Source organism: Kitasatospora sp. NPDC004669, assembly GCF_040609455.1.
Lineage (GTDB): Bacteria > Actinomycetota > Actinomycetes > Streptomycetales > Streptomycetaceae > Kitasatospora.
Window position 1 is genome coordinate 47,311 of record NZ_JBEXKB010000047.1, and the last position, 25,734, is coordinate 73,044.

The following is a 25,734-nucleotide window of genomic DNA, read 5'->3' on the forward strand; positions in this document are numbered from 1 at the left end:
CGACGCCGAGGCTGTGGCCGCCGGAGGCGAAGAAGTCCTGGTCGGGCGCGACGTCGGAGGTGCCGAGGACGGTGGCGAACGCGGCCCGTACCTCGGTCAGCACGGCGTCGTCCCCGGCCTCCGGGTCGGCGACGGCCGGGGTCCCGAGCAGCGGGCGGGCCGAGAGGACGGTGCGGTCGATCTTGCCGTTCGGGGTGTACGGGACTTCGGTGAGCGGGACGAACGCGCTCGGGATCATGTAGTACGGCAACAGGTCCGCCAGTCGCTCGCGCAGCTCGGCGGCGGACGGCAGCTGGGCATCCGGCAGCGGGATCAGGTGCGCCACCAGGAGGCGCTCGTCGCCGGTCTCGTGGATGACCGCGATCGCGGTGTCGACGCCGGGCAGGGCGGCGAGGACGGTCTCCACCTCGCCGAGCTCGATCCGGAAGCCGCGCAGCTTGACCTGATTGTCCTTGCGGCCGCGGAAGTCGATGTTCCCGTCCGGGCGGAAGCTGGCGAGGTCGCCGGTGCGGTACAGCGTGCCGTCGCCGTCCAGTTCCGGCCGGACGACGAACTTGGCGGCGGTCGCCTCGGGCAGCCCGACGTAGCCCGCCCCGACGCCCAGGCCGCCGATGTACAGCTCGCCGACAGCACCAGGTGCGGCGTGGCCGCCCCAGGGGTCGAGCAGCCACATCCGCAGGTTGGTCATGGGGCGTCCGATGGACGGGGCCGGTTCGGCCGCGCCCGCCCGGCAGTAGTGCCAGGACTGGAGGGCGGTCGCCTCGGTGGGGCCGAAGGCGTAGACCAGCTCGCGGCCGGGCTGCCAGCGGTCGACGAGGTCCTGGCTGAACAGCTCGCCGGCGGTGATCACGGTGCGGATGCCGGGGAAGTCGGCGGGGTCGAGCCGGGTCAGCAGCGGGGAGAACGGGAAGAAGGCGTCGGCTCCGGTGGCCCGGACGCAGTCGGCCAGGCCCGTCGCCGAGATCAGCGGGTCGTCGAAGGGCACCACCGCGGCCCCGGCGTACAGCGGGGCGAGCAGCTCCCAGACGTTGGCGTCGAAGCCCGGGCTGGCGAGGCTCAGCGAGCGTCGTCCGGGGCCGAGGCCGAACTGCCGGGCGGAGACGTGCATCAGGTTGCGCAGGCCGATCTCGCGGATCGCGACGCCCTTCGGGGTGCCGGTCGAGCCGGAGGTGTGCATCACATAGACGAGCGACTCGGGCGCGACCACCACCGGCCAGTTGTCGTCCTCGGCGGGCCGCTCGGCGGGGACGTCCAGGGTGACCGGGATCCGGCGTGCCTGGGGGAGCAGGTCGTGGGTGGCGGGCACGGTGAGGACGACGGGGTCGTCGGCCCGGACGATCTGCCGGATCCGGGCCGTCGGATAGGCCGGGTCGACCGGGATGCAGACGATGCCCGCGCCGAGCGCGGCGATCCAGGCGACGACGAGTTCGGCGGAGCGGGGAAGGCAGACGTAGACCGAGTCGCCCTGCTTGAGGCCGGCGCCCGCGAGGTCGTCCGCCACCTGCCGGGCCAGTCGCTGGAGTTCGGCGCGGCTGAAGGTCCGCCCACGGGTGACGACGGCGGGGGCGTCCGGCTCCTCGCGGGCCAGGTCGGCGATCCACCGGGCGACCGTCCGGTCCGGGACCTCGCCGGCGGTGTCGTTCAACTCCTGGACCAGCAGCTGGTGTTCGTCTGCGGTGAGGAACGGCAGTCGGGAGAGCGGGGCGTCCGCGGCGGCCGGGTCGGCGAGGTACTCGGCGACGCGCAGGACGATCCCGGCCAGCCGATCCGGGCCGGCGGCGCGCACCCAGGCCGGGCCGGCGGTGACCGCCAGGCCGCGGCCGTCGGTGGCGGGGCGGACGACCAGGTCGGGATCGGCCGGTCCGGGGCAGTCCCCGGTGAGGTCGAGTACGCGCGAGGCCTGGTCCAGCGGCGCGGGCCGGGCCTGCCGCAGGGCCGTCCGGGCGGCCTCGAGCAGGGTGGCGGACACGGCCGACGCGTCGGTGGCCAGGTGGACCGTCGCGGCCGCGCCGTCCTGCCAGACCGTCAGCACCTGTTCGGCGTCGCCGTCGAAGTGCCCCAGCACCGCGATCGTCGCGGCGACCAGGACTGCCGGTTCCGGGAGGCTCCCGCTCCCGGGGGCGTGGGCCGTCGGCTCGTCAGAAGTCATGGCGGGGTCCTCTCGGATGTGCGGGGTGGGGCGTGGGGGCGCTGGTCGGCGGGCGGGCCCGGCGGGAGGCCGGACCGGGCCTCGACTCCGGCCGGCCTCAGCCGATCAGGCGCGGCGTGGCGGGGCGGCGCAGACTCATCGACTTGCGCAGGTCGTGCGTGATGTTGATCCGCTTGAGCCAGCGATCGGTGCCGTCGTACCGGGCGGCGAAGGAGCTGCGCGCGTGCACGACCCGGTGGTTGTTCAGGAACACGAAGTCGCCCGGGGCCAGGGCGCAGGGGCGGCGCGCCCGGTCGAGCAGGTCGCTCGCCACTGCGAAGACGCGGGCGGCCTCGTCGTCGCCCTCGACGGGCGTCATGTGGGAGGCGTCGAAGCGCAGCAGCGGATCCAGGCGCGAGCCGAACAGGACGGAGACCGGTTCGCGGTCGTTGATGATCTTCTCGATGCCGTCGAACAACAGCCGGTCCGCCTCGGAGTTGACGGTGTTGTTCCTGGGAAGGTGCGAGCTGTCCGGGATGATGTGGAACCGGCCGGCGAACAGGACGTCCAGGTCGGCGTCGGACAGTGTGGTGAAGTCGGCCTCGGCGGCGACGACGGGGACGGCGTCCGGGTTGCGCAGCGAGGCGAGGACGATGTAGTCGGCCCGGTAGGGGTGGAAGGCGTCCTCGGTGTGCAGGGTGAGCGCCTTCTTGCTGCCGGTGCCCAGCAGCTGGTTCTCGTACTCCCGGATCGGGAACACGTCGTTGACCAGGTGGCCGTCCTGCTGGGTGGCCCAACCGAAGGGCTCGCCGATCACGGCGGAGTACAGCACCAGGAGGACCTCCTCCGGGAGTTCGTGGTGCGTCCGGGTCTCGTCCTTCCAGTGGACGGGGGTGCGGCCGATCCGCTCGTCGTCGATCAGGTGGCCGCCGATGGTGCAGTAGCCCTCCAACTGGTCGAGGGCGAAGGCGCGCAGGAACCGCTGGACGCGCTCGGGCAGGCGCGCGGCCAGCAGTGGGGCCTCCTGGATCAGGTCGGGATCGTCCGCGGTGCGGTACCGCCCGGCGACGTCCAGGGCCAGTTCGGCGGTGTGTGCCGCCTCCTCGGCGGTCAGCCTGAGCACTGTGCGCGACGTGGTGTCCGTGCTGGTCACCATGACTCCTTTTCGGCTTCGTAGAAATCGGCGGGGCGATACCTCAGCCGGCGACCTCCCGGCTCCCCGGACCGGTGGCGAGCCGGCGGAGCCCGTCGACGACGGGGTGCGGGTCGGCCAGGTGGTAGAGGTGGCCGCCGGTGAACGTCCGGATGGTCGTGTCCGCGGTGGAGCAGGCGCTCCACTCCCGGATGTGGGCGTGCGTCACCCCGAGGTCCGCCTCGCCCCGCCAGCCGTCGACGGGGCAGGGCAGCGGGCCGTCAGGCGTGGGCACGTAGCTGTCGCACAGGGCGATGTCACCGCGCATCGGCCTGGCGACGAGCTGGACCAGCCGCTTGTCCCGGGCGACGAAGTCGGGGACGGCACCCTGGGCGGCCAGCTCGGCCACCAGCTGCCCGTCGTCCAACGCGGCGACGGAGTCGTCCGGGGTCTGCCGGTGCGGTGCCCGGGAGGCGGAGGCGACGAAATGCTCGGGCCACCGGCCGTGGCGCGATCCGAGCGCCACGGCCAGCTCGTAGCCCAGCAGGGCGCCCATACTGTGTCCGAAGACCAGGTACGGCAGGTCGAGGCGGTCGAGCAGTGCGGGCACCAGCTCGTCGAGGACCTCCGCCGGGCGGGTGGCGGGCGGCTCGCGCCACCGGTTCTCCCGCCCGGGCAGCTGCACCGCGAGGAGGGCCACCCCAGGGCCGAGCTGCTCCTGCCAGCGCCGGAACTGGTTGGCCCCGGACCCGGCGTGGCCCAGGCACACCAGCAGGGTGCGCGCGGTGCGCGGGGGGTTCCAGGAGAGCAGCCAGCGGTCGGGCCCGGTCATCGGACGGGCTCCGTGCCCGCCCGCCCTGCGGGGCGCGCGGCGGTCACGCCGACGGCGAGGGGGCCGCGCCGACGGCCTGGCCGTCGGCGGCCGGCGGTGTCTCGCCACGGCCGCCCGCGCGCAGCCCGGGGAGGCACAGCAGGGTGACGACGGCCAGGCCGATGCCGGCGACGAGTAGCGAGGTCCGCGGGGACACGGCGGCGGCCACGAAACCGCCGACCGCATAGGCCAGCGCGCTGCCGGCGAAGGCGGCGGAGGAGAGGGAACCGCCGACGCGCCCCAGCATCTCGGCCGGAACGGCCTTCTGGAGCAGCGTCTCCTCACCGATCATCGCGATGCTGTTGCCCAGGCCCATCACGGCCTGCGTCACTACGGCCACCGCCAGCACGGGGGCCGCGCCGGTCAGCGCGATGCCCAGGCCGGCGATGATCCACCCGCCGGCCAGCAGGGCCACCGCCGAGAACTTGGCGGTCGGGCGGGTCAGCCAGAGCGAGGCGGCGACCATCGCGGCGCCGGCACCGGTCCCGAGCAGGCCGAAGCCGAACGGGCCGGCTTCAAGGACGTCGCGGGAGAGGAAGACCAGGACGACGTTGTCCAGGGAGGCGAACATGATGCCGAAGAGCAGCAGCAGGAAGATCGCGCGGGCGGTCCGGTGCTGCCAGGTGAAGGCGATCCCGGCGCCGATCCCGGCCAGGAACCCGGGCCGGTCGCCGGCGGAGGCGCCACTGGGTTCCATCCGGGGCAGCCCGAGGAGCAGCGCGGCACCGACGAAGAAGCTCACCGCGTTGACCAGCAGGGCACCGCGGGGGTCGAGCAGCGCCGCGACCGTTCCGCCCAGCACCGGGCCGAGCGCGGCCTGGAGGTTGAACGCGGTACCCATCCAGGCGTTGGCGGGCATCAGCTGGGGCTCGTCGACGAGCCGGGGCATGACGGTACGGCCAGCCGCGTTGAAGACGGTGGCCAGCGCGGAGGAGAGCGCGACCAGCGGGACCAGCAGAGCCACGTTCGACGGCACCAAGGCGATCGCGACGAAGACGGCGCCCTGGCCGAGTTCGGCGAGCAGCAGCAGGCGCTTGACCTCGAAGCGGTCGGGCAGCGCGCCCGCGACCGGACCGAAGAAGCGGGGCACCGCCTGGGCCAGCAGCAGCGCCGCAACGCCTGTGGCGCTCGCCCCGCTGCCGGTGATGAGCAGCAGCAGTGCGACGGTGGCGATGCCGTCCCCGACCAGGGAAACCGATCGGGCGGTCCAGTACCGCCGGAATGCCGGATTCGTGCGGAAGATTTGGAACGAACTCACGCAGTTCCTTTAGCCAGGGGGGAGTGTGCATGGTGGCACGGCCGTTTCCGCCGGCCTGGCGCTGCGATTTATCCCCCGAAAAATATGTGGGCACGATCCTATGACGGCAGGTCGGGCCACGAGTGTGGCCACAACCTAACCCCGTCGCGATATCGTCCTCAATTGACCTCGACTGTGACGCAGGCCACATTGACGGTGGACGATCATGCGTGGTCTGATCGCTGTCGTAGCATCAACTGTGTGATGCGAACGGGGATGTTGACCTGCGGGGACGGGTGCCGGGGGGAGAGGATTCCGCCCGGGCGGTCCGACGGCGAGTGGGTTTCCTCGGCGGCGCATTGCGCCCTCTGATTTCCTCTCATGAGAAACCGCGCCGGCCCTGCCCTGTTTTCTGCCGCGCACCGGGACCCGTGGACGACTGATCTCCCGCCATTCAGGCTTTTCCAGGGAGAATTCGTTGTTGGAACACGCAGCTGTCCGAGCACACTGGCTGACCGCGCTTCGCGGCCTGAGGCGGGAGAAGCTGCTCCCGGTGGGCGGGGCGACTGCGCCCGGGCCCGAGGCCGTCGTGGTCGCACCGGACCGGGCGGCGACGCTGCGACACCTGGCCGGCGACGACCCGACCGGCCTTCACCTGCTGCTGATCGCCGCCACCCGCCTGGCCATGGCGCGGTTCGGGGCCGGCGAGGACCTCGCGATCCTCTGCCCGGTGCCCGGCGCGACCCCGGGCGAGGTGCTCCTGCGCACTGGACTCGGCCCGGACACCAAGGTGAGCGACCTCCTCCAGGCACTGCACCGGGCCCTCGCCGAGGCCTCCGCCCTGCCGTGGCGGGACCGCGCGGCGCTGGTCACCAGGCTGGACGCCGTCGGCGAGGCCGACGGGTCAGCGGTCTCCCAGATCGCCGTGACCTGGGGCGACACCCGGCTCACCGCCCCCGCCGAGGTGCTCGTGCACGGCCGGCTGACCACGGACGGCGGCATCCGGCTGGAGGTGACCGGCACGGGCGGCCGGGTACCCACCACCGTGGCGGACCTGCCGCGCTGCCTCGCCGCCGTCCTCGCCGCCGTCGCCGCGGACCCGCACCGCACCGCCGGCGAGGTCGACCCGCTGAGCCCCGGGCACAGGGCCGAACTCGAGGCGTGGAGCGGTCTGCCCGTGCCTGCCGCGTTCGTCCCCAGGACGCTGCCGGAGCTTGCGGACGCCTCGGCCGAGCGCAGCCCTGGCCGGGCCGCCGTGGTCGAACACGACCTGACGTGGACCCACGGCGAACTCGCGGCCCGCTCCCGCAGGGCGGCCACGTACCTCGTCGAGCGGTACGGCATCCGGCCGGGAGACCGGGTCGCGGTGGCCCTGCCGCGCGGCGCCGACCTCGTCCTCGCCGTCCTCGCCGTGCTGCGTGCCGGTGCGGCCTACGTCCCGATCGACCCGCGGCACCCCGCCGCGCGCATCCGGCGCCTCGCGGACGGCAGCGCGGCCCGGCTGCTCATCGGCGACGCCCCCACGCGGGACGGTCTGCCACCCCTCCTTCCGGCCGACGAACTGCGCACCGCCTCCGAGCCCGCCACCACCACCGCCGCCGACGGGCCCGCGTTGCCCGAGGTCCGGCCGCAGGACGACGCCGTCGTCTTCTTCACCTCGGGCTCCACCGGCCTGCCCAAGCCCGTCGTGCTGCGCCATGACCAGATCGGCCACCACGCGGTCGTCTCGGCCGACCTGCTCGGCGTCGACGAGGACCTGCGCTGCGCGCTGCTGTCGGCGATCTCCTCCGACGCCACCACCTTCCAGATCTTCGTCGCGCTCGCCGTGGGCGGTGCCCTCGTCGCCGTCGGCGCCCCCGACGAGCTGGACCCGGTGACCTTCTGGGCGCGGCTGCGCCAGCACGGCGTCACCATGGTGAACTGCGTGCCGAGCCTGCTCTCCGCCATGCTGGAGGTCCTTCCGGAAGACGCCGCGGTCGAGCTGCCCCACCTCCTGCTGGGCGGCGACACGATCCCCCGCGGCCTGCTGGCACGTACCGGGGGACGGCTGCGGATCGGCACCTTCGCCAACCTCTACGGGCCGAGCGAGGCCACGATCGCGTGCGCGACCTTCCACTGTTCGGGCGAGGAGGCCGTCGCGCTCACGGCGGTCCCCGTCGGCCGGCCGACCCCTGGCTTCGGCGTGCTGGTGCTGACGCCGGCCGGCGACCTCGCGCCCGTCGGTGTCCCCGGGGAGATCTACGTCGTCGGACCCGCCGTCGCGGCCGACGGCTACCTCGACGCCCCGGAGGCCACCGCCACCCGCTTCGTCGAGTGCCCGCTGCCGGGCGTCGGCCGAGCCTTCCGCACCGGGGACCTGGCGCGCTGGAACGCGGACGGGACGCTGGACTTCCTGGGCCGCATGGACGACCAGATCCAGCTGCACGGCAACCGGGTCGAGCCCGGCGAGGTCGAGCAGATGCTGGTCGGCCTCGACAGCGTCCGGGAGGCGGTCGTCCTGCCCCGGGCGGTCGGCGCCGACCGCCTGGTCCTGGGCGCCTGGTACACGGCCGACGGCACCGTCCCGCCCGAGACCGTCCGCACCGCCCTGGCCGAGCTGCTCCCGGCGCACATGGTGCCCGGGCTGTTGCGCCAGGTCGCCGAGCTGCCGCGGACCCCGCACGGAAAGATCGACCGGTCGGCCCTCGCCGCCGAGCCCGCGCCCGAACCGGCCGGGGCGTGGGCCCCCGCCGACGCGGCCGACCACGCGGTGGCGGCGGCCTGGGAGGCGGTCTTCGGCCGCCCTCCGCAGTCAGCGGACGAGGACTTCTTCGAGGCCGGCGGGCACAGCCTCACCGCCGCCCAGCTGGTCGGCGTGCTCTGCACCGGGCCGGCCGCCCAGGACCTGTCGATCCGCCAGGTCTTTGCCGCCCGCACCCCGGCCGCCCTCGCCGAGGCGCTGCGCGAGGCCTCTGCCCGGGGCCCCGCACCGCGCGCCGCCGGACCGGTCCCGGACGGGGACCGGCCTTCCCGCTGGTCCGCGACCAACGCCCAGGCCAGGCTCTGGCTGTTGGAGTCCCTCGACGAGGGGGAGGTCCGCACCTACAACATGGTCGAGGCGTACGAGCCCGCGCGGGCCCTGGACCCGGCCGCGCTCGAGGCCGCCGTCGGTCACCTGGTGGACCGTCACGAGGCGCTGCGCACCGTGTTCGAGCTGTCCGCGGAGCACGGTTCCAGCGAGCTCTGGCAGGTGGTGCGGCCGGCCGGCCGGGTCCGGAGCCGGCCCCGGTTCCAGCGCGTCGCCCCGGAGGCCTTCGACGCCGCCCTGGCCGAGGCCCGGGCGGAGGAGTCCCGTTGGCGGTTCGACCTGGCCGCCGGCCCGCTGTTCCGGCTGCGGTGCCTCACCACCACCGGGCGGCCGCCGGTGCTGCTCTTCAACGTCCACCACGTGGTGAACGACGGCTGGTCGTACGGCGTGCTGGTGCGCGACCTGCTCGCCGCGGCCCGGGCGTTCGAGCGCGGCGCGATGCCGCAGCTGCCCCGGACAGCCGGCTACCTGGCACACGCGGCCGCGCTGGACGCCCGGCTCTCGGGCCCGCGGGGCGAGCAGCACGCCGCCTTCTGGCGGGCGGCGCTGGCCGACCTGCCGCCGGCCCCCGAGCTGCCCGGCGACCTCGTCCCGGGCCCGCGCCGTGGCAACGAGGGCGGGTTCGCGCGCGTCGCGCTGGGGCAGCGGGTGACCGACGGCGTGCGGGCCCTTGCGGTGCGCACCGGGGCCACCCCGTTCATGGTGTACACGGCCGCCGTCCGGGCCCTGCTGTACCGGCTGACGGGCGCCGCCGACCTGCCGCTGGGCACCGTCTCCGCCGGGCGGGCGACGCCGGACCTCGCCCACGAGACCGGCCTGTTCGTCAACACCGTCGTGCTGCGGACGGCACTCGATCCGGCGGCCGGCTTCACCCAGCTGGTGGAGGCCTGCGTGCGCACCGCCCTGGACGCCCAGGAGCACGAGGAGTACCCCTTCGACCGGCTGGTCCGGGACCTCGGCCTGCCGCGCGACCAGGGCCGCAACCCGCTGTTCGACGTGCTGGTGGAGACCGTCGTCTCCGGCACCGGCGAGGACGGTCGGACCGGCGGCGAGGTCGTGCGTCATCTCCGGGCGGACGAGCAGGTCTCGGACTTCGACCTGTCGTTCAGTTTCCTGATCCCGCAGCCGGGTTCGGCCGAGGAGGCCGAGGTCTGGGTCGGTCACCGTAGCGACCTGTTCACCCGGGACGGCGCCACCCGGCTCGGCGAGCGGCTGCGTACCCTGCTCACCGAGGTCCTGGCGGACCCCGCCGCGCCGCCGGCCGCCGCGCGGTGATCATCGGCGACCGGGCCGCGGCCGCCGCCCCGGGGCGGGCCGCGGCCAAGACGCGGATCTTGATCGAGACCCTGCCCGCGCTCGCTCGGCTGCACGGCAGCACCGTGGTGGTCCCGGTGGCCGCCGCGGTGCTGGCCGAGGAGGCGGCCCGGCGGGCGCTGGCCGAGGACCTGACGGTGCTGCGGCTGGTCGGGGTCCGGCCGGTGGTCGTCACGGACCCCGGCCGCGCGGCGGACAGCCGGATCGACCTGGTGCGGCTGCTGGGCGGGAGCGGCGGCGGGGCGGTCGGGCTCACCGGCGCGGTGAACGTGACCGGGGTGCAGTCCCTGGTGGACGCGGCCGTCGTCCCGGTCCTGCTCGGCGCCGAGCGGTCGGCGGCGCGGGCGCTCGCGGCCGGACTGCGTCCGCCGGTCCGGGTCCGCCGGGTCGCCGCCGGGGAGCCGCACGCCCTCCTCACCGGCCTGCTCGGGTAGCGCACCGGACGCGAGAGGAGACCGGACACGCGACTGCACGGGGAGACCGGGCACGCGAGGAACGCGAGAGGGCCCCTGCCGCGGTGCACCGCGGCAGGGGCCCTCTCGGCCGTTCAGCCCTGGACGCGCCGGTAGAGCGTGCCCTCGCTCCAGACCCGGTCGACCTCGCCCCAACCGATCGCCGAGGCGACGTCCGGGAAGAAGCCGTGGCCGTTGAGGTTGGCACTGGTGTTGCACAGGACGGGGACGCCACTCAGCCGGTGGTACTCAGCGAGGATCTCGGCCAGCACGGCGTCATCCTCCGGAGCCACGGTCTGCAGCCGCGCGGTGCCGTCCAGGTGCACGATTGCCGGGACCTTGGCCAGCCAGTCCGGGCGGACGGCGTGGTCGAAGAGCATGTGCGGGTCGGGCGTCCCCGGGTCGAACACCTTCGGGGCCTCGTCCACCAGGCAGATCGGGGCCACCGGCCGGTACGACTCGCGCCGCTTGACCCGGTTGAGCTCGTCCTTCATGGCCGGGTCGGTCGGGGCGGCGATGATGCTGCGCCCGCCCAGGGCCCGCGGCCCCAGTTCCGCGCGGCCGTTGAGCAGCACGACGGGCTCGCCGGTCTCGTGCAGCAGCCGGGCGAGCTGCTTCGGGTCGCACGGCGACGCCTCCCAGCCGTCCGGCACCTCGGGGGTCGGCAGGAGTGCCGGGCCGAGCCGCGGGTGCCAGTCGAGGGCGGTGAGGCCGTCGTGCTGGATCAGCCCGAGGGCGGCGGCACCGATCGCGGAGCCGGAGTCGTTCGGGAACGGCGGGACCCACATCTCCCGGACCGGTGGGGCGGCGCGCAGGGCGCTGTTCCACTTGATGTTCAGTGCGCAGCCGCCGGCGAAGGAGAGGTTCCAGGAGCCCTCGCCCTTGAACGCGCGGATTTTCTCGGTGACCCGGGCGACCAGCAGGTCCTCGAAGAACTGGTGCACGCTCGCCAGGACGTCCTCGTCGCTCGCGCCGAGGACGTCGGCCCGGGTGCGGACGGCGCCGTAGAACTCCAGCACCGGCGGTACGGAGGGTTCGGAGAGGCTGCCGAAGCCGCCGACCGTGGCCCGGTACTCGACCGCCGCCGGCAGGTCGCTCTCGAAGACCCGGTGGAACTCCTCGGCGAGGACGGCCACCACGTCGTCCCGGACCTGGCCGAGCGCGATGTACGCCATCAGTTTGCCGGCCACCGTGAGGTCGTCGACGGTCGGGGACTGGGTCGCGCGGCGGAAGGGGCCGAAGTGGTGGCCCGCGATCGCGTAGGAGTGGCCGATCAGCGGGAAGAGCTCGCCGAGGTTGGTGACCCCGTGCTCCGGATCGACCCAGTACAGCCGGGGGAACAGACCGCCGTCCCAGATCAGCACGAACGACGGCTCCTGCCGGTCCGCGAACGGGCTGGAGCAGTAGGTGCTGGCGACGTGGCCGGCGGCGTGCGCGAAGCTGGTGTACGGGTAACTCCGGCCGCCCATCGTGAACTTGCCGGAGAAGCCGGGGCGGATGAGGTCGGGGCAGGCCTCGGACTCGCGGTACGGACCGACCTCGATCTCGGTCGGTGCGCCGTGGTCGTGCAGCGCCAGCCGCCACGTCCGGTCCCCGTCCCAGCCGTCGACGACCCACTCGTCGACGTCTTCCGGCCGGTATCCGAAGTCGGCCAGGATCTCGCCCACCAGACTGAGGTCGGAAATGTCGCTGTAGCGGCGCCCGTTGGCCCGCTTTTCGATCTCGACGCTGAATACCAGACGGTTTCCGTCGAGCAGGGCCACGGCGCCATCATGGGTCAGTTTGAGGCCGCAGATGAGCACGGGATCAACTCCTAGGGTGGGTCGCGGAAAGTTGCTGTGAGGCCGCGGGGGCGGAGAGGCCGCGGCAGTAGAGACGGGAGCCACGTCCCGGCGGAATGAGAGCGGCCCAGGCGGCAGGAGAGCGCTGCGGGTCGACTTCCTCGAATCCCTGCCGGAGAAACCAGTGGCCGCTGGACTTGGAGGCCGCGAGCAGCCGGTGACGGCCGAGCCGGCTTCCGCGTGCGGCGGCGGCACTGATGAGCCGTCGGCCGATTCCGCCGCCCTGTGCGTGCGGTGCGACGCACAGGTTGTAGACGACCAGGGTGTCGTCGAGTTCGGCCAGGCCGGTACAGCCGATGAGTTCGCCGTCGCGGACCGCGACGAGGAATTCACCGATCCGTTCGGCGAATTCGTGTGCGGCCCGCGGCAGCAGGCAGCCGTCGGCGGCGAACGCCGCCGAGAGCCGGAACAGCGCCGGGGCGTCGGCCGGTTGTGCGACCCGTACAGGGCCGACGGCCGCCGTCGGGCCGGCGAGCTCAGGCGGTGCGGGCATGGCTGACCGGCTGCCGGTCGTGTCCGGCCGGACCGTCCTGCTCGGCCGGCCGGGCGGGATCCGCCGTGGTGGCGGCTTGCCTGGCGAAGCCGAGCCCGAAGGGCTGCTCAGTGGGCATCAGCTCGATCATGTTGACGTTGACCCTGGCCGGTTGGGCCAGGCACCAGGCGACGGCCTGGGCGATGTCGTCAGCGGCCAGGGGGGTCAGGCCCTCGTACAGGGCGTCGGCGCGTTCGAGGTCGCCCTCGTAGCGGACCAGGGCGAACTCCGTCCGGGCCATCCCGGGGGCGATGCCGCTCACCCGCACGCCGGTGCCCTGGAGGTCCACCCGCATGTTGAGGGTGAGCTGGTGGACGAACGCCTTGGTCGCGGCATACACGTTGCCCCCCAGGTAGGGATAGGTGGCGGCGATGGAGCCGATGTTCACGACGTGGCCGCGGCCGCGCGCGACGAGACCGGGCAGGACCGCCTGGGTGAGGTTGAGCACGCCCGTGATGTTGGTGTCGACCATGTCCTGCCAGAGCGCCGGGTCCCCGTTCTGGACCGGGCCGAAGCCCCTGGAGAGCCCGGCGTTGTTGACCAGGACGGAGATGTCCCGGTGGCTGTCCGGCAGCCCCTTCAGGGCGCTGCGCAGGGCGTCCCGGTCGCGGACGTCCGCGGTGAGCGGAAGGATCCTCGGATCCGGCCGGGACGCGGACAGTTCGGCCAGTCGCTCGCCGCGGCGAGCGAGTGCGATGACCCGGTAGCCGTGTTCGGCCAGCACTTCCGTGATCCGCGCGCCGAACCCCGACGAAGCGCCGGATACCAGCGCGACTGCGCCATCATCACGAGTCATTTCAGAATCCCCCTTCAGTTCCCCACGATCGGCGGTGGGGTTCTCGTACGCCGGGTCGTGGTTACGGCCGGCCTTCCTGTCCGGCGCCCGGCGGGATCTCTGCCGAGGCGAGTCGAGGAAGCGCACGAAGGACTGCTGCGAATGAGATGAACCGATTGGGATGGGGATGAACTGGCCCCGGTACGGCGAGGGGCCGACTGCTCGGTCGGCCGTGCCCAGAGCGCTTCCCGCTCCCAGGAATTTCCGCGTCAGTGAATCACGATCTTGCTCCGGAGCTCCATGTGATTCACGTCGCAACGCACGGGTCTTGACTGTCTGCCGGGGGCCGAGTTGGGATCTGATTCAGACACGTCGCGTGCACCGGTGGTCACGCAAAATAGTCGACGTCAACCGACTTGTCATGTGATAGACATGGATCTTCGAGGCGGGTGGTTCCACGCCTCGAACGGGGGGCATGAATCTTTTGGGTACAGACCCGCATTCCCCCTGCGCCGGTTCAGTCCGTGTCAGTGAGCCCACCAGTGCTGCGAACTGGTCGCGATCGTTCTCGCTCTCGACTCCTTGAGGGAATCCGTGTCGGCCAATCAAAAGCTCTATCTCCGCTCGTCCGTGGTTGCCCAGCCTTTGCTGCACCGCTGGTACGCCTGGCCGTATCTGCTGGCGCCGCACACGGGCGCGCTGAATCTGAGGGACCGTCTGCTGCCGATCGTGCAGAGCTATCTGACTGCGCCGCAGATGCACGAATCGGTGCTGTCGGATCCGCATCGCTACGGCGGGCCCTTCCTGAATCCGGAGGGCGCAGGCCTCGACGCCGTCCAGGCGTTGCTGGACGCCATGCTCGCCGGTGGGGGTGCCAAGCTCCAACTGGCTGACGACATCGACCGGCTGCGCGCCCTGCTGAAGGATCAGGCGACGGGTGGTCCGATGGAGCCGCTGTACGCCCAGGTGCCCGAATCGCTGCGCGGCCGGATCGAACTGGTGTACGACACTGCGCACCGCCCGTCGTTCCGCTTCTTCGAGCCGCTGATGTACCGCTCGCCGGCGTTCGAACGCGAGGGCCAGACCATGTCGCTCAGTGCGGCCCCCACTGTGCAGCCCTTCGTCTACGGCAGCCCGGTCCTGCCGAGCCCGCACCGCCTCGACGTGGCGCTGCCCTTCGACTCCCCGCTGTGGGACGAGCTCTTCGCGGCCCGACTGAACCCGGTGGACGTCCCCGCACTCGCAGAGCGGCTCGACGTGGCCGACCTCGCGGCGTTCACGGCGCTGTTCCAGGAGGACGCTCCGGCGCCGTACACCGAGGTGGCCCCCGACTCCGTACGGGTGCGCTACGTCAACCACGCGACCGTGCTGATCGAGACCCGGGGCACCGCGGTGCTGCTGGACCCGCTGATCGGCTACACCGGCGACGGGCACGAGCACTTCACCATCGCCGACCTGCCGCCGTTCATCGACGCGGTCGTCATCAGCCACTTCCACTCCGACCACTTCTCCCTGGAGACCCTGCTGCAGCTGCGGTCCCGGGTGGGCGTGATCCTGGTGCCCCGGGCCTCCGGCGGTTCGCTGCCCGACCCGAGCCTGAAGACGATGCTCAGCGCGCTCGGCTTCGACCGGGTCGAGGAACTGGGCGAGCTGGAGACCCGCCGCATCGCGGACGGGGTCGAGGTGACGGCGCTGCCCTTCATCGGTGAGCACGCCGACCTGGACATCCGGACCAAGATCGTCCCGCTGGTACGGGCGCTCGGCCGCTCGTTCATGTTCGCCACCGACATCACCCCGGTGGAGCCGGCGCTCTATGACAACGTCGCCGACGTCGTCGGCCGCCTGGACGCGCTGTACGTCGGACTCGAATGCGTGGGCGCGCCGCTCAAGTGGCTGTACGGCCCCCTGTTGGACGGGCCGCTGTCCCGCGAGCACAACACGGCTCGCCGGCTCAAGGGCAGCGACGCCGCGATGGCCGACCGGCTGGCCGCGCAGCTCGGCGCCGAGCACGTGTACGCCTACGCGATGGGCCTGGAGCCGTGGCTCAAGCACCTCACCGGCTCCGAGTACGAGGCGGACGCGGAACCGGTGCAGCAGGCCGCGCTGCTCACCGAGCTGTGCGCCCGCCGGGGCGTGGGCGCCGAGCTGCTGTACCTGCGGGGCGAGCGCACCTGGTCCGCGCTCTGACCACCGCCCGAAGACCGTCCGGCACCCGTATCGACAAGGCCGCTGACACCATGACCAAGCACGACTCCGCCCGGCCGGGCAGCCCCTGGCTGATGCGCCCGGTACCCCGTCCGGGCGCCCGCCTCACCCTCTACTGCCTGCCCCACGCGGGCGGTGGGGCCTCGTCCTACCGGGGCTGGCCGCACGGCCTGCCCGAGTGGGTCGAGGTGGTCGCCGTCCAGCTGCCCGGGCGGGAGAACCGGATCCGGGAACGGTCCGCCATCGACCTCGACACCCTCGCCGAGGCCGTCGCGGCGGACCATCGGGGTGCGCCCTACGCCCTGTTCGGCCACAGCAACGGCGCTCTGCTCGCCTTCGAGCTGGCCCACCTGCTGGCCGGGTCCGGGCCGGGCCCGGCCTACCTGGGTGTCTCCGGATCGCCGCATCCGGCTCTCGCGGCCCCGCGCCACGAGGTGTCCCGCTTCACCGACGAGGCCCTGCTCGACTGGATGGTCGAGCAGGGCGGCGTCTCCGAGCAGCTGCTGGCCCAGCCGGACCTGCTGGAGCTGGCCCTGCCCGCCGTGCGCGCCGACCTGGCCTGGCTGGAGGCCTACCGGCACCGGCCGCGGACGCCGCTGTCCTGCCCGCTCTCGGCCTTCGCCGGCGAGACGGACGGACGGGTGCCGGGCGACGAGCTCACCGCGTGGTCCGCGGAGACGACGGCCGGCTTCGCGGTGCGCCGCTACCCCGGCGGCCACTTCTATCTGATCGAGGGGCTCCCCGCCCTCCTCGGCGACCTCGCCGAGGACCTGTCCGGTCTCCGGCTCTGAAGGGTTTGCAGTTGGGCAAGGAACACTCGGCCGACGCCGAGCCGCGCGAACTACCCTACTGGCGAAGGGCCCTGGCCGACCTGCCGGCCGCCGACCTCCCGTTCGACCGGCGCCCGCGGGCCGACCGCAGCGACACGACCGCCGTCCTGCGCGCCACCCTGGACGCGGCGCCCGTCGAACGGCTCCTGGTGCTGTGCGCGGAGCTCGGCGTGGCGCCGTTCGCGGCGGCCACCGCCGCCGTACGGGTCCTGCTCGGGCAGCTGTGCCGCCACGAGGACGTCCCGCTCGGGGCGCTCCTCGGCGACTCGGCACACACTCTCGTGCTGCGCGGCGCGGCTGGCCGCGACCGCGGTTTCGGCGATCTGGTGCGCGCGGAGGCCGCGACGCTCGCGGCCGCCGCCGCCCAGGCTGACGAACTTGCTGCGGCGATGGCCGAGTTGGGCCAGGCGCGGGGAGCGGGGCGGCACCCGGTCCTCGACGTGGTGGTCCGTCAGGACCAACCGGCCGGCAGCGCGGCGCCGACAGCCGAGCTGGTGTTCGACTTCGGTGAACCCCGGGCGGGCGCCGGCCTGGCGGTCTCGGCGATGTACCGCACCGACGTGCTCGGCGAGCGCTCCGTCCGCCGCATGCTCGACCAGCTCTGCCACCTGATCGAGGAGCTGACCTCCGACCCGCGGGCGCCCATCGGGTCACTGCCGGCCCTCCCGCCCGCCCAGCGCGCCGAGCTGCTGGCGCTGGGCTCCGGCGGCGACAGCGGGTTCACCACCGGCCGCAACTTGCTCAACCTGGTCGACGCCCAGGTGGCGCGGCGGCCGGACGCCCCCGCCGTGCGCTGCGGCGACCGGACCCTGACCTTCGCGGAACTCGACGCCCGGGCCGAAGCGTTGGCCGGTCGGATCGCCGCGGCCGGAGCGACCGGACCGGACAGGGTAGTGGCGTTCGCCTGCGCCCGCTCCGAGCTGATGGTCGTGACCCTGGTCGCCATCCTGAAGACCGGTTCGGCCTTCCTCCCGATGGACCCCGAGCAGCCGGCCCACCGGCTGGCCGGGCTGATCCGCGACAGCGGCGCGGTGGCCGTGGTCGCCGACGGCGCGACGGCGCAGGCGCTCGCCGCCGGCGGTGCCCCGGTCGTCCCGGTCGAGGCCGCAGCCGAAGGCGCACCCGGCCCGGCGGACCTCCCGTCGGCCGGACCAGGGGACCTCGCCTACGTGGTCTACACCTCGGGATCCACCGGCACCCCCAAGGGCGTCATGGTGGAGCACCGCGGCATCCTCAACACCGTCCTGTTCCGCATCGGTTACTACGGTCTGGGGCCCGACTCCCGCGTCCTGCAGGTCGACCCGATCCACGCCGACGCCGGAATCTCCGACGTGTTCACCGCGCTGGCCGCCGGCACCCCGCTGGTGGTCATCACCCGCGAGCAGCTGCTCGACCCGGACGAGGTGGCCGCCGTCATCCGGCGCGAGGGGATCACCCACGCCCAGATGGTGCCGAGCCTCTACCAACTCCTGCTGGACTACGCCGGATCGGCCCTGGGCTCTGTTCGGCAGGTTGTCCTCGGCGGCGAGCGCATCACCGACGCGCTCGCCGCCCGGCACGCCGAACTGCTGCCGCGCTCCGAGCTCTTCAACGAGTACGGCCCCAGCGAGGACAGCGTGCTGTCGACCCTGCACCGGCTCGCACCGGGCGAGGACGAGGTGCCGATCGGGCGCCCGCTGCCCGACCGGTGGGTCGACCTGCTCGACGAGGACGGCCGGTTGGTGCCGCACGGGACCCCCGGCGAACTCTGCGTCGGCGGCGTCGGCCTCGCCCGCGGGTACCTCGGGGCCGACGAGCTGACCGCCCGCCGCTTCGTCCCGCACCCCGGACGCGACGGCGAACGGATGTACCGGACCGGTGACCTGGCCCGCTGGCTGCCCGACGGCAGCCTGCTCTACCTCGGGCGGATCGACGACCAGGTCAAGATCCGCGGCAACCGGGTCGAGCCGGGCGAGGTCGCCGCCGTCCTGGAGCTCGCCCCCGGCGTCCGCTCCGCGGCCGTCGTCGCCGCACCCGGGGCGGACGGCGGACTGCGGCTGGTGGCCTATGTGGTGGGCGAGGCTTCCCACGCCCGGCTGAGGACCTTCCTGTCCGGGCGGCTTCCCGCCTTCATGGTGCCCCAGGCCTTCGCCACCGTGGACGCGCTGCCGCTGTCGCCCAGCGGCAAGCTCGACCGCCGGGCGCTGCCGCCGGTACCGGACGCGCCAGCGGACGCACCGGAGGCGGGACGCACGGACCAGCCGCGCACGGATGCCGAGGAGCGCGTCGCCCGGCTCTGGTCGGAACTGCTCCAGCGGCCGGTCACCGACCTCGACGCGGGCCTGTTCGACCTCGGCGGACACAGCCTGGTCGCGGCCCGCATCGCCCAGGAACTCGGCGTCCCCGTCAGTACGGTGTTCGCCCACCAGACGGTCCGCGAACTGGCCCGGGAGATCCCGGACCGCCCGGCGGCACCCGCCGCGCAGCCGGCCGCGCCGGCCCGCGCGACGGCCGGCCGGCCCGACGGCGAAGCCGGACCGCTCTCCCGCGCCCAGCGCCGGGTCTGGCTGACCTCCCGCCTGACCACGGCGGACGCGTTCATCATCTCCGACCTCGTCCGCACCGGCCGGAGCATCGACGCGGACGCCCTGCGGGCCGCCTTGGCGGCCGTCGTCGCCCGGCAGGAGATGCTGCGTGCGCAGGCGCGGTCGAACGGCCGGTCGGCCGACCTGGTCGTGCTCGACGAACTCCCCGGCGGCGCACCGCTGTCGGTCGTGCCTCTGCCCGGCGCGGACCCGGACGGCCCGGAGGTGGCCGAGGCGCTGCGCGCGGCTCGCAGGGTCTCCTTCGACCTGGAGCGGGCCCCGCTCCTCGACCTGCGACTGCTCCAGGGCCCGGAGGGCGGCGACCTGATCACCGTCACCGCCCACCACCTGGTCTACGACGGCGCCAGCGTCGAGGTGCTGCTCGGCGACCTGTTCACCGCGTACGAGCAGGTGCTCGCCGGGCAGCCGGCGGCGCTCCCGGCGCTGGAGTACGGCTTCCGCGACTGGATCGCGGAGGAGCGCAGCTGGCTCGACGGCGCCGAGGCCCGGGAGCAGGAGGACTTCTGGCGCAAGAGGCTCGCCGGTGTCGTCCAGACCCCCGACCTGGTCGACCCGGCGCGCCGCGGCACCCGCCGCGGGCGGGCCGGGCTCGCCCGGCGCACCGTCCCGGCGGCCGTCCTCGACGGTGCCGCCGGCACCCCGTTCGCGGTGGTCGCCACGGCCTTCGCCACGCTGGTCCACCGCCTCACCGGCAGCCGCGACGTGATCCTCGGCTTCCCCGCTAGTCTGCGGCGGCACGCCGACGCGGACGCGTTGGTCGGCTACCTCGCCAACGCCGTGCCGCTGCGCCTGGAGTTCGCCGCCGAGGACGACCTGGCGAGCCTGCTCGATCACATCCAGGACCGCGTCCTGGAGGCCTACGAGCACTCCCTGCTCCCGTTCGACGTCCTCGCCGAACGGCTCCCGCTGCCCGGTGGCCCGGGCCGCAGCCTGCTGCTGGACCTCGGCGTCAGCTGGGAGAACGCGAGCATCCGCCCCGAGACCTACCTCGTCGAGGACGTGCTGCCCGACCAGCTGCCCGCGAGCAGCGACCTGTGGCTCTACGCGAGCCGCCGCGGGGAGGACCTGCGGCTCGACCTCACCTACGACGACCGTCTGGTGACGGCCGCGGAGGCCGAGGAGTTCGCCGACCTGATCGTCCGGCTGGTCGGCGAGGTGACGACGAGCCCGACGACGGCCGTAGGCGCCGACCGCCCCGCCGGGGAGCCGGATTGGGGCACGACCCGGTACGACCTCTGAACCATCGGGTCCGTACCGCCCCCCGAACCACCGACTTCTGTACCACCCCGCCACGCCGCACCATCCCAGTGGTGGCGCCGAGTCAGAAATTCTGGAGCAGTGGAACACAACACTTCTCACACCGGCCAGCCGGTGTCCGGGGCGACCTTGACAGGCCTGTTCCGGGAGACCGTCCTGCGGCACGGCGATCGGCCGGCCGTCCGGGACGAGCGGACGAGCCTGAGCTACCGGGACCTCGACCAGGCCTCCGACGCGCTGGCCGACCGGCTGCGGGCGGCCGGAGTGACACCCGGCGACCGCGTGGTCTACCACCTGGAGCGCGGCGCACGCGTCTTCGTCGCCCTGCTCGCCGCCCTCAAAGCCGGTGCCGCCTACGTCCCCGTGGACACGCGCTACCCGGACACCCGGCGGGACCTGATGATCACTCAGAGCCGCCCGAGGCTCATCCTGACCGAACCGTCGCGCGCCGAGCGGATCTCCGCACTGGGCGTCGCCGTCCTCCCTTTCGAGGGTCTCCCGGCTCCGGCCGCCCCTGCCGGGACGGACTGCGGCGCAGCCGCTCCCGCCGACGCCGACGCGACCGCTGCACTGCTGTTCACCTCGGGCTCCTCCGGCACCCCGAAGGCCGTCGCCCTGACCCACGGCAACCTGTGCCACTTCGCCCGCAACGAGTCCCTGCCCCGGCTCGGCCCGGACGACCGGGTCGGCCACGTGTCGAGTCTGTCCTTCGACGCCTTCCACTACGAGACCTGGTGCGCCTTCGCCGGCGGTGCCGAGATCGTGGTCCTCCCCACCATGCCGGACCTGGTCGGCCGGGACATCCAGCGCGAGCTGCGACGGCACCGGATCACCGCGATGCTGGTCCCCACCATGGCGGTCAACCACGTCGTCCGCGAGGACCGCGAGGCCTTCTCGCAGCTGCGGGTGCTGTGCACCGGCGGGGACGTGATCCTCCCGCAGACCTGCCGCGACCTGCTGGCGGGTTCCTTCTCCGGGCGGCTGTTCAACCTGTACGGCCCGACCGAGGCCACCACCGCGTGCGTCGTCCACGAAGTCCTGGAGGTCGCGCCGGACGCCGACTCCGTCCCGATCGGCCGGGCGCTGGAGGGGGTGACCGTCCGGGTCCTGGACGAGTCGCGGGCCGAGGTGCCCGCCGGCACGCCCGGCGAGCTGTACGTCTCCGGCCCCGGCGTCGCCCACGGCTACCTCGACCAGCCGGAGCTGACCGACGAGCGCTTCCCGTTCGACCCCTTCGCCGCCGACGGCAGCCGGATGTACGCCACCGGCGACCTCGTCCGGCTCGGCGACGACGGTCTCCTGCGCTACCTCGGCCGTACCGACGACCAGGTCAAGATCCGCGGCTACCGGGTGGAGCTCCGCGAGGTGGAGCGGATCCTGGCCCGCCGGCCCGACGTCCGCGAGGTGGCCGTCCTGACCGTGGGCGAGGGTGAGGACCGCCACCTCGTCGGCCTTGTCGTCGCCGACGGCGCGGTTTCGCTGACCGACCTGCGCGAGCACGCCGAGGCCTCGCTGCCCGACTTCATGGTGCCCAGCGCACTGATCCGGGTGCCCGAGATCCCGGCGACCGCCCACGGCAAGCGCGACCTCGAACAGCTCCGCCGGCTCGCCGAGGAGCACCGGCGCAGGGGCGCGGACCACGTCACCCCGCGCGACGAGGAGGAGCGCTACCTCGCCGCCGTCTGGCAGGACCTCCTGACCGTCGAACGGGTCGGCGCCACCGACGACTTCTTCGAGCTCGGCGGAAACTCGCTGCTCTCCTTCCGGCTGCTGCGCCGGGTGTCCAAGGACCTCGGAGTCGCCCTCAGCTCACGGGAGGTGCTGACCACCAGTCGCCTGGAGTCACTCGCCACCCTCATCCGCGACCGGAAGGAGCCGGTGCAGGCATGACGCGGCCCGACATCGACCTGACGGACCCTGACCGCTTCGTGGCGGGGGAGCACCACGCCATGCTGGCCTGGCTGCGCGAGAACGACCCGGTCCACTGGCACGCGACCGGCCCCGACAGCGGGTTCTGGGCCCTCACCGGCTACGACGAGGTCTCGGAGGTGTACCTCGACCACACCGACTTCAGCTCGGAGAGCGGACCGATGCTCGGCGGCTCCTTCCGCAGCGAGACCGACCCCGCCGCCGGGCTGATGATGGTTGCCACCGACCTGCCCCGCCACCGCATGATCCGCCAGCAACTGCACTGGGCGTTCAGCCAGGACATGCTCAGGAAGATCGCCGAGCAGGTCACCACCCTGGTCGACGCGGCCATGGACCGGGCTCTGGCCGACGGCGGCTGCGACTTCTCCACCGACGTCGCCACCGAACTCCCGGCCGGCGCCGTCATGGCCATCACCGGGGTCTCGCACCGGGACGCCCACGAGCTCATCGGCATGACCCGCCGCATGATCGGCTTCCGGGACCCGCTCTTCGCCGACCCGGAGGAGGACGATCGGCTGGTCCTCGCCATGACCCAGGCGGACATCTTCGAGTTCTTCGCCGAGATCATTCGCGACCGCCGTCGGAACCCCGGTCCCGACCTGGTCAGCCACCTGCTCCGGGCCGAGATGAACGGCCGCCCCTGGACCGAGGACGAGATCCTCTACAACTGCCTGAACATCGCGGTCGGCGGCAACGAGACCTCCTCGTACACGGCCTGCTCCGGGGTCGAGGCGCTCATCGCACACCCCGGGGAACACGCCCGGCTGCGCGGCACACCGGCACTGCTGGACAGCGCCGTCAACGAGATCCTCCGCTGGAGCTCCACCAACCTCTACGTCCGGCGCGGCGCGCTGCGGGACGTGGAGATCAGCGGCCGCACGATCCGGGCCGGCGACGTGGTCACGCTGTGGAACGTCTCGGCCAACCGTGACGCCAAGCAGTTCGCGGACCCCGACACCTTCGACCTCGGCCGCACGCCCAACCGCCACCTGTCGTACGGGGTGGGCCTGCACCGCTGCATCGGGGCCATGCTCGCGCAGACCGAACTGTCGATCCTGTTCCGCAAGTTCGCCGAGGCCCCGGTGACGGCCGCCCTCGCGGGCCCGGTCGGACGGCTGCGGTCGAACTTCATCAACGGGATCACCAGCCTCCCGATCAGCTTCCAGGGCCACCACTGACCGGGGACCGCCTCACATGACCAAGACCTATCTGCGGATCGGGGAGCCGGACGCCCCCGTCCGGCTGCTCGCCTTCCACCACGCCGGCGGCTCGGCCACTGCGTACCTGCCGCTCGCCCAGGACCTGCGGCCCGGGTGCGAGTCCCTGCTCTTCGAACTGCCCGGCCGCGATGAGGGCGAGGGCGCCCTTCGGGCCCGGGACTTCGAGGACGCGGTGGCACGCCTCGCCGACGACTTCCGGGCGGCGGTCGACCGGCCGTCGGTCGTCCTCGCGCACAGCATGGGCGCGTTGCTGGCCCACCGGCTCGTCGGTGCGCTGCCGGCGCAGCGGCGGGCGCTGGTCCGGGCCGTCGTGGTGTCCGCAGCCCGTTCGCCGCGCTCCGCCGCGGGGCACGCCACCATGCCGCAGGCCCCGTTCGTGGCCCGCACCCGCGAGTCCGTCCTCTCCGACCTCCGCCGCTTCGGCGGCTGTCCGCCCGAGTTGTTCGAGGACGAGCAGTTGGTCGAGCACTTCGTCGACGTGCTCGGCCACGACCTGCACCTGGCCGACACCTACGCTCCGGCCGACGGCCACCACGCCGGCATCCCGTACCACGTCTGGTACGGCACCGAGGACGAGACGCTGGCGCCGGACGATCTGCACAGCTGGGCGGAGTGCGGACCGGACACCGTCACCCTGCGCGGTTTCGCCGGCGGTCACTTTTACCTCCTTGAGCAGCCGGAGGCCCGGCTGGTCCTGCGGGACCTCCTGAACGGTGCCGCCGACGCGCCGTGATCCGGCGACGAGCTTGATCGAGTGACTCCCGACCCGCGCCTCCCGGACACCCCGTCACCCCGGTCACCGACACACCGGCCCGGTGGCCCGCTGGCAGTGGCATCGCACCCCCACCACGCCCGGTGGGAGATCACCCATACCGGCGCGGGCGCCCCCGGCCAAGTCAACGCGGCCGGCCGCCTGCCACATCGACCGTGTCGCACGCGACACCAAGCACAGGGGGCAACTTGTGAGCCCGGACTTGACCATCACCCACCTCGTCGGAGCCACCGCGGTCATCCTCGTGGTGGCCAACGGGGCGGGTCTGCTCGCCCGGAAACTCGGACAGCCGTCCATCATCGGCCAGTTGGTCGCGGGCATCGCCCTCGGTCCCAGCCTTCTCTCCCAATTCCCGCCCGTCGTCGGCGAGACCCTGTTCCCCTCGGCCATCGCGCCGATGCTGACCGGGCTGAGCCAGGTTTCGCTGGTGTTCTTCCTCTACTTCGTGGGCTACGAGCTGGACCTGGGCCTGCTGCGCGGCAGGTCCCGGACCACACTGACGGTGGCGGTGGCGGCCTTCCTGGTGCCTATGGCCGTGGGAGCGGGCGCCGCGCTGCTCTTCCACGGCACGCTGCAGAAGCTGGGCGTTCCGCGTGACCTGTCGATGAGCTCGCTCCTCTTCCTGGCCGTCTCGTTGTCGATCACGGCCGTCCCGGTGCTCGTGGTCATGGTGCGCGAGAACGGGCTGGCCGGCACCGTGCCCGGTGTCATCGCCGTCTCGGCCGCCGGACTGATCGACGTCGTGGGGTGGGTGGTCCTGGTCGGCGCGCTCATGGAGAGCGGCGGCGAGTCCGGGATGTCGCTGCCGGTGCGACTGGGCCTGCTGCTGGTCACCGTCGTCGTGATGGTCTGGCCGGTGCGCCTGCTGCTGCGCCGCCTGATGCGCTCCCCCAGTCTCTCCTCGGGCCCCCGGCTGGCGGTGCTGATCGGGTTCGCCTTCGCGGCTGCCTGGGCGACCAGTGCGCTCGGCCTGCACGTGATCTTCGGCGCGCTGCTCGCCGGGGTGGTCACGCCGCGGGAGCCGGACGGCACGCTCAACCCGGAACTGGTGCGCACGCTGGACAGCATCGGGTCGCTGCTGCTGCCGTTCTTCTTCGTGGTCTCGGGCCGTGGTGTCTCCGTCGGCGCGCTGGACGGCACCGCGGTGGCCGTCCTGGTGGGCGTCACCGTGCTCGCGGTGGTCGCCAAGGTGGGCTCCGGTGCGCTCGCGGCCCGCGCCTGCCGGCTCGACAACCGGACCTCGCTGACGATCGGGGTGCTACTGAGCACCCGCGGGCTGACCGAGCTGATCGCCCTCAACGCGGGCTTCCAGGCGGGCCTGTTGAGCGGGCCGCTCTACACCGTGTTCGTGCTGATGGCGATCGCCACGACCCTGCTGACGCAGCCGCTGCTGGTGCTGGTGCGCCGCATCCGGCCGGCGGCCACCGGCCGGCAGACCACGGCCGAAGCCGTGTCCGTGGTGTCCTCGGCCGACCGCTGACCGTCCCGGCAGCACTCCTGGTGCCCCGGCTCCGGCCGGGGCACCGTCGTGTTCCTGAAGCTTATTGAACACGAGGTAACTCACCGCCGAATATCAGAGATGTAGAA

At 73.2% G+C, this 25,734-nt stretch carries 16 protein-coding genes; 9 read left to right on the forward strand and 7 right to left on the reverse strand.

Annotation, left to right across the window (positions count from 1 at the left end):
* The 4 genes from ABZW30_RS31605 to ABZW30_RS31620 all read right to left on the reverse strand — a co-directional run.
* A partial coding sequence (locus ABZW30_RS31605; protein ID WP_355674645.1) for an amino acid adenylation domain-containing protein occupies window positions 1–2,149 on the reverse strand: 2,149 nt, incomplete at its 3' end.
* A 97-nt stretch (window positions 2,150–2,246) separates the two neighbouring features.
* A complete protein-coding gene (gene gntD, locus ABZW30_RS31610) occupies window positions 2,247–3,284 on the reverse strand; it encodes a guanitoxin biosynthesis L-enduracididine beta-hydroxylase GntD (protein ID WP_355674646.1) in 1,038 nt (345 codons plus the stop codon).
* A gap of 40 nt (window positions 3,285–3,324) precedes the next feature.
* Window positions 3,325–4,092 (reverse strand): alpha/beta fold hydrolase, encoded by a 768-nt coding sequence (locus ABZW30_RS31615; protein WP_355674647.1) that lies wholly within the window; start codon window positions 4,090–4,092, stop codon window positions 3,325–3,327.
* A gap of 43 nt (window positions 4,093–4,135) precedes the next feature.
* Window positions 4,136–5,389 (reverse strand): MFS transporter, encoded by a 1,254-nt coding sequence (locus tag ABZW30_RS31620; protein WP_355674648.1) that lies wholly within the window; start codon window positions 5,387–5,389, stop codon window positions 4,136–4,138.
* 460 nt (window positions 5,390–5,849) lie between these two features.
* Here ABZW30_RS31620 and ABZW30_RS31625 point away from each other — a divergent pair, with 460 nt between their 5' ends.
* Both ABZW30_RS31625 and ABZW30_RS31630 read left to right on the forward strand, forming a co-directional pair.
* The gene (locus tag ABZW30_RS31625; protein ID WP_355674649.1) at window positions 5,850–9,710 is read left to right on the forward strand and encodes an amino acid adenylation domain-containing protein; all 3,861 of its coding nucleotides are present in this window, start codon (window positions 5,850–5,852) and stop codon (window positions 9,708–9,710) included.
* Window positions 9,711–9,769: 59 nt separating this feature from the next.
* Window positions 9,770–10,183 carry a hypothetical protein gene (locus ABZW30_RS31630; protein WP_355674650.1) on the forward strand — a complete coding sequence of 138 codons (414 nt, stop codon included), beginning with the start codon at window positions 9,770–9,772 and terminating at the stop codon, window positions 10,181–10,183.
* 113 nt (window positions 10,184–10,296) lie between these two features.
* Here the strand turns inward: ABZW30_RS31630 and ABZW30_RS31635 are convergent, their stop codons facing one another.
* Genes ABZW30_RS31635 through ABZW30_RS31645 form a run of 3 tightly spaced genes read right to left on the reverse strand, consistent with a single transcriptional unit; the run spans window position 10,297 to window position 13,370 of the window.
* Window positions 10,297–12,003: a carbamoyltransferase N-terminal domain-containing protein gene (locus tag ABZW30_RS31635; RefSeq protein ID WP_355674651.1), complete on the reverse strand. Its 1,707-nt coding sequence runs from the start codon at window positions 12,001–12,003 to the stop codon at window positions 10,297–10,299.
* A 4-nt stretch (window positions 12,004–12,007) separates the two neighbouring features.
* A complete protein-coding gene (locus tag ABZW30_RS31640; protein ID WP_355674652.1) occupies window positions 12,008–12,535 on the reverse strand; it encodes a GNAT family N-acetyltransferase in 528 nt (175 codons plus the stop codon).
* Window positions 12,519–13,370 carry an SDR family NAD(P)-dependent oxidoreductase gene (locus ABZW30_RS31645; protein WP_355674653.1) on the reverse strand — a complete coding sequence of 284 codons (852 nt, stop codon included), beginning with the start codon at window positions 13,368–13,370 and terminating at the stop codon, window positions 12,519–12,521. The genes ABZW30_RS31640 and ABZW30_RS31645 overlap by 17 nt, the downstream gene beginning before the upstream one ends.
* Window positions 13,371–13,943: 573 nt before the next feature.
* Between ABZW30_RS31645 and ABZW30_RS31650 the strand changes: the two genes are divergently transcribed.
* The 7 genes from ABZW30_RS31650 to ABZW30_RS31680 all read left to right on the forward strand — a co-directional run bounded on the left by ABZW30_RS31650 (window position 13,944) and on the right by ABZW30_RS31680 (window position 25,627).
* Window positions 13,944–15,536: an MBL fold metallo-hydrolase gene (locus ABZW30_RS31650; protein WP_355674654.1), complete on the forward strand. Its 1,593-nt coding sequence runs from the start codon at window positions 13,944–13,946 to the stop codon at window positions 15,534–15,536.
* A 50-nt stretch (window positions 15,537–15,586) separates the two neighbouring features.
* A complete protein-coding gene (locus ABZW30_RS31655; protein ID WP_355674655.1) occupies window positions 15,587–16,345 on the forward strand; it encodes a thioesterase domain-containing protein in 759 nt (252 codons plus the stop codon).
* Window positions 16,346–16,356: 11 nt separating this feature from the next.
* Window positions 16,357–20,208 carry an amino acid adenylation domain-containing protein gene (locus tag ABZW30_RS31660; RefSeq protein WP_355674656.1) on the forward strand — a complete coding sequence of 1,284 codons (3,852 nt, stop codon included), beginning with the start codon at window positions 16,357–16,359 and terminating at the stop codon, window positions 20,206–20,208.
* Window positions 20,209–20,355: 147 nt separating this feature from the next.
* A complete protein-coding gene (locus tag ABZW30_RS31665; protein WP_355674657.1) occupies window positions 20,356–22,116 on the forward strand; it encodes a non-ribosomal peptide synthetase in 1,761 nt (586 codons plus the stop codon).
* Window positions 22,113–23,333, forward strand: a complete 1,221-nt coding sequence (locus ABZW30_RS31670; protein ID WP_355674658.1) for a cytochrome P450 — start codon at window positions 22,113–22,115, stop codon at window positions 23,331–23,333. Before ABZW30_RS31665 ends, ABZW30_RS31670 begins: the two co-directional genes overlap by 4 nt.
* A gap of 16 nt (window positions 23,334–23,349) precedes the next feature.
* Window positions 23,350–24,108, forward strand: a complete 759-nt coding sequence (locus ABZW30_RS31675) for an alpha/beta fold hydrolase (RefSeq protein ID WP_355674659.1) — start codon at window positions 23,350–23,352, stop codon at window positions 24,106–24,108.
* Between the two features lie 241 nt (window positions 24,109–24,349).
* Entirely contained in the window at window positions 24,350–25,627 is a 1,278-nt protein-coding gene (locus tag ABZW30_RS31680) for a cation:proton antiporter (protein WP_355674660.1), read from the forward strand.
* Window positions 25,628–25,734 lie beyond the last annotated feature (107 nt).

Coding starts and splice junctions, on each gene's coding strand:
- ABZW30_RS31670 (WP_355674658.1), top strand. CDS start 22,113: ATGACGCGGCCCGACATCGACCTGACGGACCCTGACCGCTTCGTGGCG.
- gntD (WP_355674646.1), bottom strand. CDS start 3,284: ATGGTGACCAGCACGGACACCACGTCGCGCACAGTGCTCAGGCTGACC.
- ABZW30_RS31675 (WP_355674659.1), top strand. CDS start 23,350: ATGACCAAGACCTATCTGCGGATCGGGGAGCCGGACGCCCCCGTCCGG.
- ABZW30_RS31655 (WP_355674655.1), top strand. CDS start 15,587: ATGACCAAGCACGACTCCGCCCGGCCGGGCAGCCCCTGGCTGATGCGC.
- ABZW30_RS31640 (WP_355674652.1), bottom strand. CDS start 12,535: ATGCCCGCACCGCCTGAGCTCGCCGGCCCGACGGCGGCCGTCGGCCCT.
- ABZW30_RS31645 (WP_355674653.1), bottom strand. CDS start 13,370: ATGACTCGTGATGATGGCGCAGTCGCGCTGGTATCCGGCGCTTCGTCG.
- ABZW30_RS31615 (WP_355674647.1), bottom strand. CDS start 4,092: ATGACCGGGCCCGACCGCTGGCTGCTCTCCTGGAACCCCCCGCGCACC.